Origin of the sequence: Halomonas sp. E19 (genome assembly GCF_052439355.1) — a bacterium.
Classification (GTDB): domain Bacteria; phylum Pseudomonadota; class Gammaproteobacteria; order Pseudomonadales; family Halomonadaceae; genus Halomonas.
Window position 1 is genome coordinate 2186250 of sequence record NZ_JBNFWU010000001.1, and the last position, 17656, is coordinate 2203905.

Consider the following 17656-nt stretch of genomic DNA (forward strand, 5'->3'; position numbering starts at 1 on the left):
GCGCCGGCCGGTGGCTCAGGCCGTGCCCTTCAGCCGTTCGCTGCGCCGCCGCAGCAGCTCCATAGTCAGCAGCAGCAGCGTCGAAATCAGGATCAGGATGGTCGCCATGGCGGCGATGGCCGGGCTGATGTTCTCGCGGATGCCCGAGAACATCTGGATCGGCAGCGTACGCTCGGTAGGGCTGGCGATGAACAGCGCCACCACCACTTCATCGAACGAGGTCGCGAAGGCGAACAACCCGCCCGAAACCACGCCCGGCACGATCTGCGGCAGCACCACCGTGAAGAACACCCGCAGCGGGTTGGCTCCCAGGCTCGCCCCGGCGCGCACCTGGTTGAAGTCGAACCCCTGCAGCGTGGCGTTCACCGTGATCACCACGAAGGGCACCCCCAGCACCGTGTGCGCCAGCACCAGGCCCGTGAAGGAGTTGAGCAGGCCCACCTGGGCGAAGAAGAAGTACATGCCCACCGCGACGATGACCAGCGGCACCACCATCGGCGAGATCAGCAGCGCGATGATCAGCCCCTTGCCAGGGAAGTCGGCGCGGTTGAGCCCGACGGCGGCCAGGGTACCGAACACCATGGCCAGCAGCGTGGCCAGCGGTGCCACGATCATGCTGTTCTTCAGTGCCCCCATCCAGGCCGACGAGGTGAAGATCGCCTCGTACCAGCGCAGCGAGAAACCCGGCAGCGGGTAGGTAAGGAAGGAGCCGCTGCTGAACGACAGCGGGATGATCACCAGCACCGGTGCGATCAGGAACAGCAGCACCAGGCCGCAGAAGAGGCGGAACGTCCAGAACCAGACCCTTTCCAGGGGTGACGCATAGGGAGGCAGTGCCATGGTTCATCTCCTGATCAGCTGTTTGCGGTTCACCAGGCGGTGGTAGACCAGGTAGAGCAGCAGCGTGATGAGCAGCAGCAGGCTGCCCAGGGCGGCGGCCATGCCCCAGTTGTTGGTGGTGTTGGTGTAGTAGGCCACGTAGTAGCTCACCATCTGGTCGGCCGGGCCGCCCACCAGGGCCGGGGTGATGTAGTAGCCCAGCGCCATGATGAAGACCAGGATGGTGCCTGCCGCCACGCCCGAGATCGTCTGCGGTGCGTACACCTGCCAGAAGGCGGCGAACGGGTGCGCCCCGAGCGACACCGCGGCACGCTGGTAGCTGGGCGAAATGCCCTTCATCACGCTGTAGAGCGGCAGCACCATGAACGGCAGCAGGATGTGCACCATGGCGAAGAACACGCCGATGCGGTTGAACACCAGCTGCAGCGGGGAGTCGATCAGGCCCGTGGCCAGCAGCGACTTGTTCACCAAACCATTGGACTGCAGCAGGATGATCCAGGCCGCGGTGCGCACCAGCAGCGAGGTCCAGAACGGCAGCAGCACCAGGATCATCAGCAGGTTGCTGGTGCGTGCCGGCAGCGTGGCCAGCAGGTAGGCCAGCGGGAAGCCCAGCGCCAGGCAAATCAGGGTCACTCCGCCGGCAATCACCAGGGCGCGCTGGAACACCGCCTGGTAGATACGCTCCTGCTCGGCGATGCGCTGCAGCCTGCCGTCCTCGCCGCGCTCGAAGTCCAGCGACGCCAGCATGTAGCGGTCGGTCGTGGTGGGGGCGGCGCGCTGGATGCCGCGCCAGGTCGCGGTCTCGCCCCAAGCCGGGTCGATGGCGATCAGCGTCTCGCTCCAGAGGGTATCGGGCGTGACGCTTTCCGCCGCCGGCAGTTCGCGCAGGGTGCGCATCAGCAGCCCGCGGTACTGCGGGTCCTCGTAGTTGAGGCGCCGCCCGATGCGGCCCAGCCCGCCGCCCTGGCGCGACTCGCGCAGCTCGGCGGCGAAGGCCGCCAGGGTCGCCTCGTGGGGTAGCCCCGTGCCGTCCCATTCGCGCAGCCCTGCCGCCGTCAGCGGCATCACCGAGTCAAACTCGGTGTTGTCGACGCTGCGCCACAGCATGCTGCCGATGGGTACCACGAAGATCACGAAGAGAAACAGCGCCAGGGGAGCGACCAGGCCGATCGCCTTGAGCTTGCGCAGCCGTTCGGCTCGTCGCAGCTGTGCCTTGAGGCGACGCCCGTCGAGCGGCTGGGCCGTCGCTGCCGTTGCAAATTGGGTCATTGCCTTCCCCATGCGAAAGCCTGGCACGCCCGGCCCGGCCGAGCGCGCCCTCGAAAGAAGCGGCGGCGACCCGTAGGTCACCGCCGGTCAGGAGATGTCAGCGCGCCGCCCAGGCGTTGAAGCGCTGCTCCAGCTCCTCGCCGTGGTCGACCCAGAACGCGGTGTCGATGGCCAGGGCGCCCTCCATGTTGGCGGCATAGGTGGGCATGCGCCGCGCCTGCTTATCGTCGAGCTGGGCGATGGCGTCCGGATGCACGGGGCCGTAGGGAATCTGCGCCGAATAGGCCGCCTGGGTCTCAGGCTGGCTGGCGAACTTGATAAACTCGTAGGCTTCATCGACGTGCTCGCTGCCGGCCACGATGGCCCAGTAGTCGAGGTCGTAGAGGCTGCCATTCCAGACGATCTCCAGATTGCTGCCCTCCTCCTGGGCGGCAGCGATCCGGCCGTTGTAGGACGAAGTCATCACCACGTCGCCGGCCACCAGCCACTGCGGCGGCTGCGCGCCGGCCTCCCACCACTGGATGTGCGGCTTCAGTTCGTCGAGCTTGGCGAAGGCGCGGTCGACTCCTCCGGGGTGGCCAGCACCGCGTACACTTCCTCGGCGGGCACCCCGTCGGCCATCAGGGCGAACTCCAGAGTGTACTTGGCGCCGCGGCGCAGCCCGCGGGTGCCGGGAACTGCTGCACGTCCCAGAAATCGACCCAGGAGGTCGGCGGTGTCGCCAGCGCATCGGCATCGTAGGCCAGCACGGTGGACCACACGAAGGTACCCACGCCGCACTCGTCGAAGGCTGCGTCGATCAGTTCACCGCCGAGCCCCAGGCGCGCCCAGTCGATCGGCTCGAACAATCCCTCGAAGCAGCCGCGCACCAGCTCCGGCGACTCCATCTCGACCAGGTCCCAGCTGACATTGCCGGTTTCGACCATGGCGCGAATGCGCGCCAGCTCGCCGTTGTAGTCGCCCGGGGTGAGGTTGATGCCGGTCTTCTCGACGAAGGGGCCGTAGTAGGCCTGCTGCATGGCATCGCCGGAGGCGCCGCCGAACGAGATCACCGTCAGCGCCTGGGCGCTGGCGGACAGCACCAGCCCGGCCGTGAGCAGGCTGCCGATGGCGACGCCACGGCTAAGACGGGACAGTGGGAAGCGGTGGTGGGTCATGGTGTTGTCTCCCGGCCGAAAGGCCTTGTTGTTGGTATGACGCAGAGTGGCAGCCACAAGGGCGCCAGGTTGTTGTTGCTTTCGTTCGCCGTTCAGCCTTCGCTGAGGGCGCGCACATCCTCGTCGCGCCAGCCCAGCTCGATCACATCGCCAGGCTTCATGCTGCTGCACACCTCGTCGACGGGCACGCGAGCCATGAATTCGCTGTTGCCGGCCACTTCGCAGCGCACGCGCAGGTGGTCGCCGAGATAGATGAACTCCTGCACCCGCGCCTGGAGGCGGTTGGGCAACTGCCGCGCGGAGCCGTTGAGCTTGACGCGCTCCGGACGGATCGACAGGCAGGCGCTGTCGCCCGAGGCCAGGTTGGGTCCAAGCAGCGCGCCGGTGCTGAAGCCGCTGCCGAAGCTGACGCGGCACTGCCCGCCGGCCGCCGACTCGATGCGCCCGGGCAAGGTGTTGTTCTCGCCGATGAACTGGGCGACAAAAGCGTTGGCAGGGTGTTCGTAGAGCGCGCTGGGGGAGTCGATCTGCTGGATGACGCCGTCGTTGAACACCGCGACGCGGTCCGACATGGTCAGCGCTTCGCTCTGGTCGTGGGTCACGAAGACCACGGTGAGACCGAGCTGTTCATGCAGGTGCTTGATCTCCAGCTGCATCTGCTCGCGCAGCTGCTTGTCCAGCGCACCCAGCGGCTCGTCCATGAGGACCAGCTGCGGTTCGAACACCAGGGCCCGGCCAGCGCCACGCGCTGCTGTTGACCGCCGGAAAGCTGGGTGGGGCGGCGCTTGGCGAATTGACGCAGCTGGATCTTGTCGAGCACCTCGGCCACCTTGCGGTCGGCCTCGGCGGCCGGCAGCCTGCGGGTCTTGAGCGAGTAGCGAATGTTCTCCTCGACCGTCATATGCGGGAACAGCGCATAGTTCTGGAACACCATGCCGAAGTTGCGCTTGTGGGGAGGCACGCTATTGAGCCGCTGCTCGCGAAGGAAGATGTCACCGCTGGTAGGAACTTCGAAACCTGCCAGCATCATCAGGCAAGTAGTCTTGCCGGAGCCGGACGGGCCCAGCAGAGTCACGAATTCGCCCTGCTGGATGGTCAGGTTGAGATCCTTCACGACCAGGTGCTCACCATCGTAGGTCTTCTGCACCCCGACGAAACGGATCAGACTGCTGGCCAAAGAGGGGTCGGTTCGCGGGTCTTGTTGTTGGACATCGGCTCACCCGAGGACGTGTTGAGAAGGGGTGAAGCGGCGTCAACAATATAAGACGTTCACCCGGAATTTCCACGTTCGAAGCTAAAGGTGAACAAATTCGTCGTCAAGTATATTACACACCCTCCTTTAGCCGCAGTTTCAACGCTTCACGCTGCGTCGCCCTTCCAGCCTTGGGCAAGCCCTACGCCGCCCGCTTCTGCGCATTGTCTGCCAAGGTGCGAATGCAACTCAGCCTTTCATGCCAGCGACGCCTGGCCTAGAGTGGAGGCATGTACGAATAATGGAGGAGGAATGCCATGGCGGTGCAAGATCGACCCTCGATCACAGCCGGCCCGGAACGACGTGCCCAGCTTACGCTTTTCGCGCGCAATTTTTTCAAACATCCGCGCATGCTGGGGTCGATCATTCCCAGCTCTTCTTTCTTGATACGCCGCCTGCTGGAACCGGTCGACTGGGAACGCGCACGAGTCATCGTCGAGTACGGCCCCGGCGTCGGGACCATCACCCGCGAGATCCTCAACCGCCTACACCCGGATGCCACCCTGGTGGTCATCGAGACCAACGACGACTTCGTGGACTTCCTCAATCGCTCCCTATCCGACCCGCGTCTCAAGGTGATCGCAGGCTCGGCCGAGACAATCGAAGCCGAACTTGAGCGCCTAGGACTGCCCGCCGCCGATTACGTGGTAGCAGGGCTGCCGTTCAGCACCATGCCCGCCAAGATCCGCGAACGCATCCTGCAAGGCAGCCACGAGGCGCTTGCGCCCGAGGGCTCGATGTTGATCTACCAGTTCTCGCCCAAGGTCTCCTCCGACCTGCGCCAGACCTTCAACCGCGTGGAAAGCACCTTCGAGCCGATCAACATCCCACCGGCCAGGGTCTACTTCTGTCATAAGTAGTCATCAGGAACGGGCCGCAGGCCTGCTCGGCCGGCGGCTCGCCTCACGCTTCCTTGACCCACCCCCGTTGACAGCCGGCTTTAGCCAGGTCGACGCCACCCGCCCGCCTGCGGCTCGCGGGAACCCCGCTGGCTCGGTGCTGAAAATCGGCATATCCTCATCGTTTCCAGACTCATCAGTCACCTACCGCAAGGGAGAAACCCATGCCCGGCCTGCTGCCCGATGTCGACCCCGATGGCCTGCTCGAATATTCCGTGGTCTACACCGACCGCTCGCTCAATCACATGTCCCAGCGCTTCCAGGGCGTGATGCGCGATGTGTCGGCCACGCTCAAGCAGGTCTACCAGGCGCACAGCGTCGCCATCGTGCCCGGCAGCGGCACCTTCGGCATGGAAGCGGTGGCCCGCCAGTTCGCCACCGGCCAGCACTGCCTGATCGTGCGCAACGGGCAGTTCAGCTATCGCTGGTCGCAGATCCTCGAGATGGGTGCCATCCCCGCCTCGACCAGCGTGCTCAAGGCACGGCGGCTGGCCGCGGACGACCCGCAGTCGCCCTTTGCCCCGGCGCCCATCGAAGAGGTCGAGCAGACCATTCGCGACGAGCGCCCCGCCCTGGTGTTCGCCCCGCATGTGGAAACTTCGGCCGGCCTGCTGCTGCCGGACGACTACCTGCAGCGACTGGCCACCGCCGTGCACGCGGTTGGCGGCCTGCTGGTGCTCGACTGCATCGCGTCCGGCACGCTGTGGGTGGACATGCGCAAGCTCGGCGTCGACGTGCTCGTCAGCGCTCCCCAGAAAGGTTGGAGCGGCCTGCCCTGCTGCGGCATGGTGATGCTCTCGGAGCGCACTCGCGAACGTATCGAGCAGACGGTCAGCACCAGCTTCGCCTGCGACCTGCGCAAGTGGCTGAGCATCATGGAAACCTATGAAAACGGCGGCCACGCCTACCACGCCACCATGCCCACCGACGGCCTGGCCCGGCTGCGCGACATCATGACCGAAACGCAGGAATACGGCTTCGAGCGGGTGCGCGAGGAGCAGTGGGCGTTGGGCCGCGACGTGCGCGACCTGCTGGCACGCAACGGCTACCGCAGCGTGGCTGCCCCGGCTTCGAGGCACCCGGCGTGGTGGTCTGCTATACCACCGATGCGGGTATCGTGGGCAAGTTTGCCGCAGCCGGTATTCAGGTGGCAGGCGGCGTACCGCTGATGTGCGACGAAGGCGACGCCTACCAGGCCTTCCGCATCGGCCTGTTCGGCCTCGACAAGCTCCACGCGCGCGAGCGCAGCCTGGCCAACCTGGAAGCCGCCCTCAAGCAGGTCGGCTAACGGCCGCGGGGCGGTCCATGCCGCCCCGCTACCTATCATACTGCCAAGCGCCCGCTCAGTAGCCGCCCACGCCTCTCGGCAAGAAGCCCAGGTGGTTCTCCACCGACGTCACGCCGGGAGTGTTCTCCGCCGCCACCTGCACCGCCAGCCGCTCCTCCTGGCTCTCCACCAGCCCCCACAGCTGCACGGCGCCCTCGGTCACGATCACGTTGATCCGGTCGACCCAGACTCCCGTGTTCTGGTCCACCTCCCTGAGGATGGCCTCACGGATTTCGCGGTCGCTGGTGCTCACCGGCGTCACCGCGTCCGGCGCCGTGGCGGAAAAGCCGCGCAGCAGGTTGGCGCGGCTGACGATGCCGACCAGCCTGCCCTCGCGCACCACCGGCACCCGCTTGATGCAGTGCTTTTCCAGCAGCTTGGCCACGCGCGCAAGCGGCATATCCTCGGGAATGGTGATGGGGTCGCGGGTCATGATCTCGCTCGCCCGCCGCGCATGGGACTTGATGTAGTCGTTGGCATTGTTGGCCGCGGAGAAGATCGACTTCAGCCACCACGACTTGCGCTCGGTGCCGTTCTCGATCCGCCGCATCAGGTCGCCTTCGCTGACGATGCCCAGCACCTTGTCGCCGTCGTCCACCACCGGCACGGCGCTGATGTTGTGTTCGAGCAGCAGGCGGGCGATCTCTCTGACGTCGGTGTCGGGCGAGACGGTCACCACCTTGGGTGTCATGACATCCACTGCTTGCATGGCAATTTCTCCGAAGTTGCGAAAGGGAAGCGGTCGGCGCAGGGCAAGCGCAGCGTTGCAGGGGCCGCTCTCTTCACGTTAGCAGACCCGCCGTAGACAAGGTTTGACACAAGCCAACCACACGACACAAGGCTCTGGTGCGGGAAGACATCCTCAGCCCGCCCGCATCGCGTGCGGCCTTGTCCGCTCAGGCTTGCTCCCCTTCCTGATGGACCTTTTCCACGTCGACGATGCGCGAGCGGCTCATGACGATCTTCCAGCGCTGCAGCACCGGCTCGGCCTGCCCGCCCTGTTCGCGGATCACCAGATTGAACAGGTGGCGCTTCTCCACCGATTCCCGCGAGACCTGGCCATCCTTGAGCCGATAGACGTGGTGGGTGCCCTTGTCCATCAGCCGGGTCAACGGCGTCAGGTCCAGGGTCAGGGTCTCGCGAGTCTTCTCGTAGCCGCTGAGAAACCGCGTGGGCGACATCCGCGAGCTGGAACGGTAGTGCAGCACGACCTCTTCGCGCTGTGCCACGTTGCGCTTGCGCACGCGGCGTATCGGCTCGTCGAGCTTGTCGTAGCGCTTGTAGTCAAACCATTCGAGCTGGCGGCCCACCAGCTCGTTGCTGGTGGCATCGAAGTACTGGCGACGCCACTTGGGCCGACCCTTGCGCAGCCAGCGCCACAGGGTATTGCGCAGGTCGTCCTTGAACACTTCGCGCATGGCATAGAGCAGCGCCATGGCCAGCACGAACAGGGCGGTGATGTTGCCCACGATATCGCGCAGGTGCAGCAGGCCCAGCGACACGAAGATCATCACCACCCCGGTGGCGAGCCCCTTCACCGCCTTCTGCTCCCCTCGCCCAGCTCCTGGCTCTTCTGCTTCAGGGTGACGGGATATTCGATCAGGCGCCGCAGCAGGCGCATCTTGTTGGACATGCGGGTGGGGTCTTCGGTCACCCGCCGGGAGTTGTACTCCGCCTGCTCGCGGTGGCTGCCCTCCAGCTCGCAGATCTCCAGCAGCCGCGCGCGGATGGCGCGAAAGCCGCGCCCGCGCGGCATGTGCGCCACCAGCGCCAGCAGCCGCTGCTCGGTGAACCATGAGAGGTAGTTGTCGATATTGGCGTAGTACTTGTAGAGTTCTTCGCCGTTCGGCTTGTTGCGCCGCAGCCGGCGCAGGATGCCCAGCGCCAGCTCGCAGAGCTCCTCGAGGCGCTCCTGCAAGCGCCCCGCCGGCGTGTCGGGGCTTCCTCCTCCTCCTCGTCGGCGCCCTCGACGCCCGCCGGGTCCGCTTCCCCGGGCCGGTCTCGCCGCCCTCCGGTTCGTCGCTGCGTCCGCTGCGCTGCTCGGCCTCCTTCACTTCGCGAGCGGCATCGAGCAGGCTCTGGGTGGCGCGCTCCAGGGCCACCACGTACTGGTAGGCGTAAAGGCTCAGGCTCAGACGGTACTGCTCGGAGCTGAGCTTGCCGCGACTGGCCAGGCGGCTTAACACCAGCGGCAGGTGGTGCTTGTCGCTGAAGTAGGTGCGCTTGACGTGAATCGCCCCGTGGTAGAACTCATCCTCGGACAGCACATGAGTGTTCAGGCCGAGCTCGCCGGGCACGAAGAGGAAGAGGTCGAGCCGATGCGAGGTCTCCTCCTGCAGCACGCGGGAAACCTTGAGGTGATAGCTGTCCTTGCGCTCGACGGTGATCACGTCGTCGCTGCTCCTTGTCACGGATCGGGGGCCAACCGCGGCTGGGCGATGGTCCCGGCGGGTGGGGCTGCCATCCTGCCATAGTACGAGCAAGGGCCGGCCGCTTGCCATCGCGGCGCGGCGGATCGCGGGTCAGGAGGAGTCTGGCGAGGCGCGCTGGGGGTTAAGGCTGCCCTCCAGGTCGGCGATACCGGCTTCGCCCGGCGCGCGCCCCTTGGCATCGCGCGGCGGCGCCGGCTCGTCGCGGCCGCGATCGGTGAGGGTGTCGCCGGGCACACCCTCCATGCTGACGCTGAGCCGCGGCAGGCCCAGGTCGAGCCCCTGGCTCTCCATACGCTGCTTGAGCAGCAGGTTGAAGGCGCGCGCCACGTCCCACTGCATTACCGGTGCGGTGCGAAAGCGCATGCGCAGCACCGCGGCACCTTCATCGAAGCGGTCAATGCCCTGCATCTCCAGCGGCGACCAGATGTGGTGGCGCATCACCGGGTCCTGCCGCAGCTCCTGGGCGGTCTCCTGCATCAGCGTGATCGCATCGTCGATCTTCATGGTGTGGGGGATGCGGATGCGCATCAGCGCGATGCCGAAGTGGCGCGACATGTTGTGGATCGACTGAATGGCGCTGAAGGTGATGATGTGCAGGATGCCGTCGAGGTCGCGCAGGCGCACCGTGCGCAGAGTCAGCCCCTCCACCGTACCCATGTGGCCGTTGATCTCGACGAAATCGTCCACCGCCAGAGAGTCCTCGACAATGATAAAGATGCCGGTGATCAGGTCCTGCACCAGGGTCTGGGCACCGAAGCCCACGGCCAGGCCGATCACCCCGGCACCCGCCAGCAGCGGCGTGACGTTGACGCCGAGATTGGCCAGCCCGACGATGACCGCGATGATCACGATGGTAGCGAAGATCACGTTGCGGATCATCGGCGTGATCGTCTGGGCCCGTGCCTGGTTGACGCGCCGTCCGCGCGAACGCGCCGAGGACATCAGCGCGCGCTGGATGGCGGTGTCGGCGAAGATCCAGGCCAGCCAGGCCAGCAGAATGGTGAAGCCCAGCGCCAGCAGGGCCTGGCCGATGCCCACCCCAGCCATGCCCTGCTGGCCCAGCCCGAACAGCGAACCGCCCCACACCTGCATCGACAGCTCGGCAAACACCACCCAGGTCAGCATGTGCGACAGCGCGTAGCCGACCCGCTCCAGCCGCCGGCGATACTCGCTGATGCGGCGACGCTTGGCGCGCCGCTCGCTGTGGCGCTGCATCAGCCCGGTGACCACCAGGGTCAGGATCAACAGCGCGGCCGAGATCACCGAGCGCGCCAGCGCCGTGCCGACATCGCCGACGGTGATGAAGATCGCCAGCAGCGAAACCACCACCAGCAGCAGCGCGGGTATATGCCACAGCTTGGCGACGATGCGCGCCAGCTCCACGGTGGTGCCACCTTCGCGGCGCACGCGCCAGGCGCGGTTGCGGATCAGGTGCTTGATCGGACGCTTGAACTTGGTGATGAAGCGAAGGGTGAGCAGCGCCGCCAGCATGTTGGCCAAGGACGAGCCAAGCGCCGCCAGCTCTTCGCCGACGATCCAGGACAGACGGGCCGCATTGAGCGCATCGCCCAGGGCGATCAGCGCGCCGATCAGGAACAGCATGCGCAGGCCCTGCTGCTGCAGAATCTGCACGGCCACGAAACGGTGGCCGCGGGTAAACACCGAGACCACGCATTCGACAATCACCGACAGCGTGCGCCCACACAGCGCCAAATAGCCGACGATCAGCGCCAGGGTGCGCCCCGGACTTGGCGGCAGCACCTGGTCCAGGCCCAGGATGAGCAGGAAGGCGATCGCCCAGGGCGCCATACGGCGCAGGAAGTGCAGCGCCAATAGCCAGGCCCGGGGTCGCGCGGCAGGTCGAGCGGCAGCTGGCGGCGCACGAACAACATTCGCCCCAGCGCCACCAGGATCACCAGCATACCGGCCCAGATGCCAAACATGACGGCGCTCTCGACCAGGAAGCGCAGCATCTGCGGCGTGCCGGTTTCCACCACCAGCTCGCTGAGGTCCCCCAGCCCTGCTCCAGCTGCCGCTGCCAGTCGTCGAGCGGCGACTCGCCGGCTTCCGCCTGCTCGCCCAGGTCGCTCAGCGTTCCTGCCAGCGCACCCAGCAGCCCCTGGCGCTGCACCGGGCTGGTATCGGCCGTGGCTTCGGCCGCGACCTGCATCTCGCGCAGCTCGTCGAGCAGCGCGCCGCGCCGCTGCTCGTCTTCCAGGGTGGCGATCACCTCGTCCAGGGACTGCAGGAACGAGGCGCTGTCGTAGCTGGCATCGGGGTCTTGCTCGCCTTCCGCCCCCAGCCCGGCAAGGGAGAGCGTCTGGGCGTTCAGCGGGCCGCTGACCAGCAGCAGCAGCGCCACGCCACACAGCAGGCGCCACCACCAAGCCCCTGCATGCACCCCTGAACGATACTTCGCGATACGAGGAAAACCGCCTGGCATTGCCACTGCACTCCTTGTCGGTTTGTCTCCTGTGAATTGGGAGCCCCCGGGCTCCTGCCGGTTCACCTTCGCACTATGCTAGGCTGGCGTCGAGAATCGCTCGAGTTGCACAGGACGCCTCATGCTCCCGCAAACACCGCCCGAGCCGTTGAATCCACAGGGAAATCCGCGCCGGGTCGGCGTCGAGATCGAGTTTGCCGGGCTGCCCCCGTGCAGACCGCGGAGCTGGTACGCCGCCTGTTTGGCGGCACGCTCTGCCCCCTGAGCCCGCATCGTTTCAGAGTCGAAGCCACGCGCTGGGGCGACTTCATCATCGAGCTCGACACCCAGTACGCCCACCCCGACGCCCGAGTGATGGCCAAGGTGCCAAGGCGCGATACCGAGTGGGAGCGCCACCGCCACCAGATGCGCCTGGACCTGCACAACAAGACGCGCGAGCTGATCGGCGACGTGGTGACCGGCCTGGTGCCCACCGAGATCGTCTGTCCCCCAGTGCCCTGGCACGAGCTGGGCGAGCTCGATGCCCTGCTCGCCGCCCTGCAGGCGCATGGGGCCAAGGGCACCGATGCCAGCCTGCTGTACGGCTTCGGGCTGCATCTCAACCCCGAGGTGGCCGATCATCGCGTCGAGGCCATCCTGGCCCAGTTCCGCGCCTTCCTGCTCAGCGCCGCCTGGCTGCGAAAGGAGATCAATGTCGACATCACCCGCGAGGTGCTGCCGCACGCCAACCCCTTTCCCAGGCCCTACGTACTGAAAGTGCTGGACGCCGGCTATGCGCCGGACCTCGACGGCCTGATCGCCGACTACATCGAGTGCAACCCCACCCGCAATCGCGAGCTCGACCTCTACCCGCTGTTCGCTCACCTGCGGCCCGACTATCCCAACGAGCTGTTCCACAATAGCCTGGTCAAGCCGCGGCCCACCTTTCATTATCGCCTGCCCAACGCCCAGCTCTCCCAGCCCGGCTGGGGCGCGGTGGTGGAGTGGAACCGCTGGGTGGAAGTCGAACGACTCGCCGCCAACCGCAAGCTGCTGGCCGAACGCGCGGCCGCCTTCGTGCGCTACCATACGCAGACCAGGCTGTCGCGCTGGCTGGGCAAGCTGCGCTTCTGGCTCAAGGAGGAGCGCCCCCGGTCATGACTCGCCCCCTTATCGGCATCACCACCTCCGACTACAAGAGCCGCATCGCCTGGTGGTTCGACTGGTTCGCCGTATGGCGGCACGGCGGCAGGCCGCTGCGGCTGTCGCCCTCGCGCCCGCTGCCGGAAGCGCTCGACGGTCTGATCATCGGCGGCGGCGACGACATCCAGGCGCATCTCTACGGCGGCGAGGTGCAGCTCGACGTGCGCCTCGACCCCCAGCGCGACGAGCTGGAGCTGGAACTGATGGAGCGCTTCATTCCTCAGGGCAAGCCGGTGCTGGGGATCTGTCGTGGCGCCCAGATGCTCAACGTCCACCTGGGCGGCACCCTGGACCCCGACATCTACACCACCCATGAGGGGCTCAAGCGCCGCCGCACCGTGCTGCCGCGCAAGACCGTGGACATCGTTCCCGACACGCAGCTGCGTCGTATCCTCAAGGTGAGCTGGTGCCGCATCAACAGCCTGCATCACCAGGCCGTGCAGGAAGCAGGGCGCGGCATCGAGATCGTCGCCCGCGACCGCGACGGACTGGTGCAGGGCATCGAATCCCGCGACCACGAGTTCCTGATCGGCGTGCAGTGGCATCCGGAGTGGCTGATCTTCAATCGCCCCCAGCAGCGCCTGATTCGCGCCCTGGTCGATGCCGCACGGCGCACCATGCCCTGAACACGACAGCGGCCACCCTCAGGGTGGCCGCAGCGGGAGCGGAGAACAGCTCAGCTCTCCAGCGAGGCGTCGAGCGTAATCTCGGCCTTGAACAGCTTGGAGACCGGGCAGCCCTCCTTGGCCTTGTTCGCGGCATCCTGGAAAGCCTGCTCGTCGGCGCCGGGGCTGCGCACCCGGGTGGTGAGATGAATCTTGGTGATGCTGAAACCGCCGTCACCCTGCTCCAGAGTCACCGCGGCCTCGGTCGCGATGCGCTCAGGGGTCAGGCCGGCATCGCCCATGATCATCGACAGCGCCATCGAGTAGCAGCTGGCATGGGCGGCACCGATCAGCTCCTCAGGGTTGGAGCCGGCCTCCCCTTCAAAGCGCTTGCCGAAGCTGTAGGAAGCATCCTGGAGTGCGCCGCTCTCGGTCGAAACCTGCCCTTTGCCCTCCTTCAGACTACCTTCCCAGACAGCGCTACCGGTTTTCTTGTTGCTCATGTGCACGACTCCTTGCGATAGAACGAGGGGGCGGCCTTGAAAGCCGCCCTCCTCACCATAGCGCATCGCCTTGTCTTCGCCATCCCTTTTGCAAATGATTTTGAAAACATTTTCCACAAAATGGAGTGACACATGCCAAACGCCCCCATCCCCCTGGTCACGCTTCCTGCCAGCGCCCATGCCCCGGCCGTGCAACTTCCAGCCATCGGCCAGGGCACCTGGTACATGGGCGAGGGCCTGGCATCGCGAAGCGACGAGGTGCGCGCCCTGCAGCAGGGCCTGGAACTGGGGCTGACGCTGATCGACACCGCCGAGATGTACGCCGACGGCGGTGCCGAGGAGGTGGTCGGCGAAGCCCTGGTCGGCCGTCGCGACCAGGCCTTCCTGGTCTCCAAGGTCTACCCCTGGAACGCCGGACGCGACAGCGCCATTGACGCCTGCGAGCGCAGCCTGAGGCGCCTGGGCACCGATCATCTCGATCTCTACCTGCTCCACTGGCCCGGCAGCATCCCGCTGGCGGAGACGCTGGAAGCCTTCGAGCGCCTGCGCGAGCAGGGCAAGATTCGCCGCTTCGGTGTCTCCAACTTCGACGTGGAGGAGCTCGACTCGCTGGTGGCACTGCCCGGCGGTGGCGAGTGTGCGGTGAACCAGGTGCTCTACCATCTGGGTTCGCGCGGCATCGAACATGCCCTGCGCCCGCGAATGCAGCGCCTCGGCATGCCGCTGATGGCCTACTGCCCGCTGGCCCAGGCCGGCCAGCTGCGCCGTGACCTGTTCGAGCACAGCGCGGTACGCGAGGTGGCCGACGGGCTCGGCATCACCCCGCCCAGCTGCTGCTGGCCTGGGCCATTCGACCGCTGAACGGCCGGCGCGACGCCATCGCCATCCCCAAGGCGGTGCAGCCGCAGCACGTCGCAGAGAACGCCGCCGCCCTCGAGGTCGAGCTCACCGATGAGGCCTTGGCTCGACTCGACGAGGCCTTCCCGGCGCCGGGGCGCAAGGTACCGCTCGATATCGTCTAGTCTCGGTCGGGGACCTGACCACGCAGCGCCGCCAACTCGTCGGCCAGGCGTTCGCTGCCGAGCTGACCCATGCGTTCGATGTTGCGCTCGGGAATCGCCTCGGGGTCCGGGTAATGGGCCAGGGCATGCTCGAGCCCCGCCTCGCGCAGCAGGTGCAGCATGGGCCAGGGCGAACGGTTGGTGAAGTTGGCCGGGTCGTCCTGTTCGGCGCCGTCGAAGCAGTAGTCGGGATGGAAGCTGGCGAGCTGGTAGATCCCCTCGTAGCCCTGCTCGACCAGCAGCGCCTCGGCCACGGCGAGGAAGTCGAGATAGTCGTCGAAGTCCTCGAGCCCCGGGCGCAGCACCATAAGGGTCGTCTCGATGGCCGGTGTAGCGTCGAGTCGGCGGCACTCGTCGATCAGCGCCTCGAGGGCAGGCTCCCATTCGCTGGCCGCCACCTCGACGAAGCGAATGGTCTCCCCCACCAGCTCGCGGCGGGCGAAGGGGCAGACGTTGTGGGCCACGACGAAGCCCTCGACCCAGTCACGAGTGGCAGCGCAGGCGGGGGTCAGGGTGTCGGGCATGATGGGCCTCGTCGGCAAAAAGGGCCTGGCAGTATACCAGGGGGCTCAATCCCCTGGTTGCGGCATGGGTCCGCGCCGCGAGGCGAGCCTATCGGCCAACCGCGTGGGCTCCGGCAGCTTGGTGCGGCCCAGGCACTGCACCACCCAGTCGAGAGAGGCCGCCAGGCTGATGCGATGCCCCAGCGAGACGAACACCGGCTTGACGCCTACCCGGCTGCGCAGCACCGCACCGATCGTCTCGCCGCGATGGCGCAGCGGCGTCCACTCACCGCGCCCCGTGGGCACCTCGTCGTGCACCCCGCACAGCCGCGACTTGGCCACGCCGATGGTCGGCAGGTCGAGCCACAGCCCCAGGTGCGAGGCCACGCCGAGACGACGCGGATGGGCGATGCCCTGGCCGTCGACCATCACCAGCTCGGGCCGTGTGGCGAGCCTGTCGAAGGCCGCCAGCGCCGCGGGAATCTCGCGAAAGGAGAGCAGCCCCGGAATGTAGGGCATGCGGGTCGGCTCGCGATGCACTACCTGCTCCACCACCTCGAAGCCGACCATGGGGTCGCCGGGCCAGGCCAGCACCACCACCGCCGCCCGGGTGATCTCGCCGTTCTGCTCGAAGCCTATGTCGACCCCGGCGATATGACGCACCGGTGCCAGGCGGTCCTCGCGCTCGATGCGTGGCGCCAGCTCGCGCTGCAGCGCGATGGCCTTCTCCGGCGTAGGGGTCCATTCATGCAGTGGCGTCATCCTTGCCTTCCTCACAGCGTAAGCTGGTCCGCAGTGTAGGCGGTCAGGGTGCACTTCCCAAGGGCGGTCGACAACGACGAGGGCGGGGTACGTTCGTGTATCATCGGCGCAGAACCGACGACGAGGGATACCGTGCTCAAGCTGATCCATACCGCCGACTGGCATCTGGGCCAGACCTTCCACGGCCAGGAGCGCCACGCCGAACACCGTCTCTTTCTCGACTGGCTGCTCGATACCCTCGTCAAGCGCGAGGCCGACGCCCTGCTCGTCGCCGGCGACGTCTTCGACGTGGTCAATCCCTCGCTTGCCGCCCAGGCGCTGCTCTACGACTTCATCGTCAGTGCCCACGAGCGCCTGCCGGCACTCGACATCGTGTTGATCGCCGGCAACCACGACAGCGGCAATCGCATCGAGCTGCCGGCGCCGCTGATGCGTCGCCTGCGCACCCACGCCCTGGGCCGGGTGAGCTGGCTCGACGACGGCAGCCTCGACGCCGAGCGCCTGCTGCTGCCGCTCACCGACGCCAGCGGCGAGACCCGCGCCTGGTGCCTGGCGCTGCCCTTCTGCGCCCCGCCGAGGTCACCGGCCGCGGCCTGGCCCGCGACGACGATGCAGGCCAGACGGAGCACGGCACACCGGGCAAAGACTGCGCTCGCAACGACAGCGCGCGCAACGACTATGTGGCCGGCATCTCCCGCGTTCACCAGCAGCTGATCGATGCCGCCCGCAAGCGTCGTCAGCCCGGCCAGGCGCTGGTGGCCATGAGCCACGCCCACCTGCACGGCGCCGCCGTTTCCGAGGCCAGCGAGCGGCCCATCGTGATCGGCGGCGAGGAGTCGATCTCCGCCGGGCTCTTTGCCGCCGACATCGCCTACGTGGCACTGGGCCACCTGCACCGCGCCCAGCAGGTGGGCGAGGCACGCATCCGCTACAGCGGCAGCCCGCTGCCGCTGGATTTCAGCGAGGTGAATTACCCGCATCAGGTGGTGGAAGCGGTGCTGGAGGGTGAAACCCTGGCCACCACGGAAGCGATCCCCGTGCCGCGCCCCGTGGCCATGCAGCGTGTCGGCCCCGGCGAGCTCGACGCGGTGCTGGCGGAGCTCGAGGGGCTGCCCCATGCCCCCGCCCTGCCACGGGAACAATGGCCCTGGCTGGAAGTGCGCGTCACCCTCACCGCCCCCGTACCCGACCTGCGCGCCCGGGTGGAAACGGCCCTCGAAGGCAAGGCCGTGCGCCTGCTGCGCCTGGAGCGGCGTCTGCCCCAGCAGGCTGCCGATGGCAGGCCGGAGCGAGTCGATCTGCAGCAGCTGGGGCCGAGAAAGCTGTTTCAGCTCACTTGGGAAAAGCAGTGGGGCGAGCCCCCGGCGACGACGTACTGACCGACTTCGACCAGCTGCTGCAGGACGTGCTCGATAGCCCCG

Annotated in this window: 16 protein-coding genes and 4 pseudogenes; 7 read left to right on the forward strand and 13 right to left on the reverse strand. The window is 66.9% G+C overall.

The window, feature by feature from the left end:
• Nucleotides 1-15 precede the first annotated feature (15 nt).
• The 6 genes from ACUDAL_RS11525 to ACUDAL_RS11550 all read right to left on the reverse strand — a co-directional run bounded on the left by ACUDAL_RS11525 (nucleotide 16) and on the right by ACUDAL_RS11550 (nucleotide 4443).
• Nucleotides 16-840: an ABC transporter permease gene (locus ACUDAL_RS11525; RefSeq protein ID WP_444678223.1), complete on the reverse strand. Its 825-nt coding sequence runs from the start codon at nucleotides 838-840 to the stop codon at nucleotides 16-18.
• A gap of 3 nt (nucleotides 841-843) precedes the next feature.
• Nucleotides 844-2109 carry an ABC transporter permease gene (locus tag ACUDAL_RS11530; protein ID WP_444678224.1) on the reverse strand — a complete coding sequence of 422 codons (1266 nt, stop codon included), beginning with the start codon at nucleotides 2107-2109 and terminating at the stop codon, nucleotides 844-846.
• A 97-nt stretch (nucleotides 2110-2206) separates the two neighbouring features.
• Nucleotides 2207-2644, reverse strand: a complete 438-nt coding sequence (locus ACUDAL_RS11535; RefSeq protein ID WP_444679367.1) for an extracellular solute-binding protein — start codon at nucleotides 2642-2644, stop codon at nucleotides 2207-2209.
• An 85-nt stretch (nucleotides 2645-2729) separates the two neighbouring features.
• Nucleotides 2730-3266: an extracellular solute-binding protein gene (locus ACUDAL_RS11540; RefSeq protein ID WP_444678225.1), complete on the reverse strand. Its 537-nt coding sequence runs from the start codon at nucleotides 3264-3266 to the stop codon at nucleotides 2730-2732.
• Between the two features lie 92 nt (nucleotides 3267-3358).
• Entirely contained in the window at nucleotides 3359-3967 is a 609-nt protein-coding gene (locus ACUDAL_RS11545) for an ABC transporter ATP-binding protein (protein WP_444678226.1), read from the reverse strand.
• Complete coding sequence (locus ACUDAL_RS11550; RefSeq protein ID WP_444678227.1) at nucleotides 3865-4443, reverse strand: ABC transporter ATP-binding protein; 579 nt, start codon at nucleotides 4441-4443, stop codon at nucleotides 3865-3867. The genes ACUDAL_RS11545 and ACUDAL_RS11550 overlap by 103 nt, the downstream gene beginning before the upstream one ends.
• Nucleotides 4444-4775: 332 nt before the next feature.
• On the opposite strand from ACUDAL_RS11550, the gene ACUDAL_RS11555 reads away from it, so the two are divergent.
• Together ACUDAL_RS11555 and ACUDAL_RS11560 are read left to right on the forward strand one after the other, a co-directional pair.
• Nucleotides 4776-5378, forward strand: coding sequence for a class I SAM-dependent methyltransferase (locus ACUDAL_RS11555; RefSeq protein ID WP_444678228.1), 603 nt, complete (start codon nucleotides 4776-4778; stop codon nucleotides 5376-5378).
• Nucleotides 5379-5581: 203 nt separating this feature from the next.
• Nucleotides 5582-6705 (forward strand): annotated as a pseudogene (locus tag ACUDAL_RS11560) (aminotransferase class V-fold PLP-dependent enzyme).
• Between the two features lie 55 nt (nucleotides 6706-6760).
• Here ACUDAL_RS11560 and ACUDAL_RS11565 read toward each other — a convergent pair.
• The 4 genes and pseudogenes from ACUDAL_RS11565 to ACUDAL_RS11580 form a co-directional block, all read right to left on the reverse strand.
• The gene (locus ACUDAL_RS11565) at nucleotides 6761-7453 is read right to left on the reverse strand and encodes a CBS domain-containing protein (protein ID WP_444678229.1); all 693 of its coding nucleotides are present in this window, start codon (nucleotides 7451-7453) and stop codon (nucleotides 6761-6763) included.
• A gap of 187 nt (nucleotides 7454-7640) precedes the next feature.
• Nucleotides 7641-9134 (reverse strand): annotated as a pseudogene (locus ACUDAL_RS11570) (hypothetical protein).
• A gap of 132 nt (nucleotides 9135-9266) precedes the next feature.
• Nucleotides 9267-11009 carry a mechanosensitive ion channel family protein gene (locus ACUDAL_RS11575; RefSeq protein ID WP_444678230.1) on the reverse strand — a complete coding sequence of 581 codons (1743 nt, stop codon included), beginning with the start codon at nucleotides 11007-11009 and terminating at the stop codon, nucleotides 9267-9269.
• Between the two features lie 79 nt (nucleotides 11010-11088).
• Nucleotides 11089-11577 (reverse strand): hypothetical protein, encoded by a 489-nt coding sequence (locus ACUDAL_RS11580; protein WP_444678231.1) that lies wholly within the window; start codon nucleotides 11575-11577, stop codon nucleotides 11089-11091.
• A 163-nt stretch (nucleotides 11578-11740) separates the two neighbouring features.
• On the opposite strand from ACUDAL_RS11580, the pseudogene ACUDAL_RS11585 reads away from it, so the two are divergent.
• Together ACUDAL_RS11585 and ACUDAL_RS11590 are read left to right on the forward strand one after the other, a co-directional pair.
• Nucleotides 11741-12759 (forward strand): annotated as a pseudogene (locus tag ACUDAL_RS11585) (amidoligase family protein).
• Nucleotides 12756-13427 carry a gamma-glutamyl-gamma-aminobutyrate hydrolase family protein gene (locus ACUDAL_RS11590; protein ID WP_444678232.1) on the forward strand — a complete coding sequence of 224 codons (672 nt, stop codon included), beginning with the start codon at nucleotides 12756-12758 and terminating at the stop codon, nucleotides 13425-13427. Before ACUDAL_RS11585 ends, ACUDAL_RS11590 begins: the two are co-directional and overlap by 4 nt.
• 50 nt (nucleotides 13428-13477) lie before the next feature.
• Here the strand turns inward: ACUDAL_RS11590 and ACUDAL_RS11595 are convergent, their stop codons facing one another.
• Nucleotides 13478-13909 (reverse strand): OsmC family protein, encoded by a 432-nt coding sequence (locus ACUDAL_RS11595; RefSeq protein WP_444678233.1) that lies wholly within the window; start codon nucleotides 13907-13909, stop codon nucleotides 13478-13480.
• Between the two features lie 132 nt (nucleotides 13910-14041).
• Here ACUDAL_RS11595 and ACUDAL_RS11600 point away from each other — a divergent pair.
• Nucleotides 14042-14931: pseudogene (locus ACUDAL_RS11600) on the forward strand (aldo/keto reductase).
• On the opposite strand, the gene ACUDAL_RS11605 reads toward ACUDAL_RS11600, so the two are convergent.
• Nucleotides 14928-15494: a DUF1415 domain-containing protein gene (locus ACUDAL_RS11605; RefSeq protein WP_444678234.1), complete on the reverse strand. Its 567-nt coding sequence runs from the start codon at nucleotides 15492-15494 to the stop codon at nucleotides 14928-14930. The pseudogene ACUDAL_RS11600 and the gene ACUDAL_RS11605 overlap by 4 nt on opposite strands.
• Nucleotides 15495-15539: 45 nt before the next feature.
• The gene (gene nfi / locus ACUDAL_RS11610; RefSeq protein ID WP_444678235.1) at nucleotides 15540-16235 is read right to left on the reverse strand and encodes a deoxyribonuclease V; all 696 of its coding nucleotides are present in this window, start codon (nucleotides 16233-16235) and stop codon (nucleotides 15540-15542) included.
• A gap of 132 nt (nucleotides 16236-16367) precedes the next feature.
• Between nfi and ACUDAL_RS11615 the strand changes: the two genes are divergently transcribed.
• Nucleotides 16368-16949: a metallophosphoesterase family protein gene (locus ACUDAL_RS11615; protein WP_444678236.1), complete on the forward strand. Its 582-nt coding sequence runs from the start codon at nucleotides 16368-16370 to the stop codon at nucleotides 16947-16949.
• Nucleotides 16916-17614 (forward strand): exonuclease SbcCD subunit D C-terminal domain-containing protein, encoded by a 699-nt coding sequence (locus ACUDAL_RS11620; RefSeq protein ID WP_444678237.1) that lies wholly within the window; start codon nucleotides 16916-16918, stop codon nucleotides 17612-17614. The genes ACUDAL_RS11615 and ACUDAL_RS11620 overlap by 34 nt, the downstream gene beginning before the upstream one ends.
• Nucleotides 17615-17656 lie beyond the last annotated feature (42 nt).

Coding starts and splice junctions, on each gene's coding strand:
- ACUDAL_RS11525 (WP_444678223.1), bottom strand. CDS start 840: ATGGCACTGCCTCCCTATGCGTCACCCCTGGAAAGGGTCTGGTTCTGG.
- ACUDAL_RS11595 (WP_444678233.1), bottom strand. CDS start 13,909: ATGAGCAACAAGAAAACCGGTAGCGCTGTCTGGGAAGGTAGTCTGAAG.
- ACUDAL_RS11605 (WP_444678234.1), bottom strand. CDS start 15,494: ATGCCCGACACCCTGACCCCCGCCTGCGCTGCCACTCGTGACTGGGTC.
- ACUDAL_RS11590 (WP_444678232.1), top strand. CDS start 12,756: ATGACTCGCCCCCTTATCGGCATCACCACCTCCGACTACAAGAGCCGC.
- ACUDAL_RS11540 (WP_444678225.1), bottom strand. CDS start 3,266: ATGACCCACCACCGCTTCCCACTGTCCCGTCTTAGCCGTGGCGTCGCC.
- ACUDAL_RS11545 (WP_444678226.1), bottom strand. CDS start 3,967: ATGGACGAGCCGCTGGGTGCGCTGGACAAGCAGCTGCGCGAGCAGATG.
- nfi (WP_444678235.1), bottom strand. CDS start 16,235: ATGACGCCACTGCATGAATGGACCCCTACGCCGGAGAAGGCCATCGCG.
- ACUDAL_RS11530 (WP_444678224.1), bottom strand. CDS start 2,109: ATGACCCAATTTGCAACGGCAGCGACGGCCCAGCCGCTCGACGGGCGT.
- ACUDAL_RS11555 (WP_444678228.1), top strand. CDS start 4,776: ATGGCGGTGCAAGATCGACCCTCGATCACAGCCGGCCCGGAACGACGT.
- ACUDAL_RS11565 (WP_444678229.1), bottom strand. CDS start 7,453: ATGCAAGCAGTGGATGTCATGACACCCAAGGTGGTGACCGTCTCGCCC.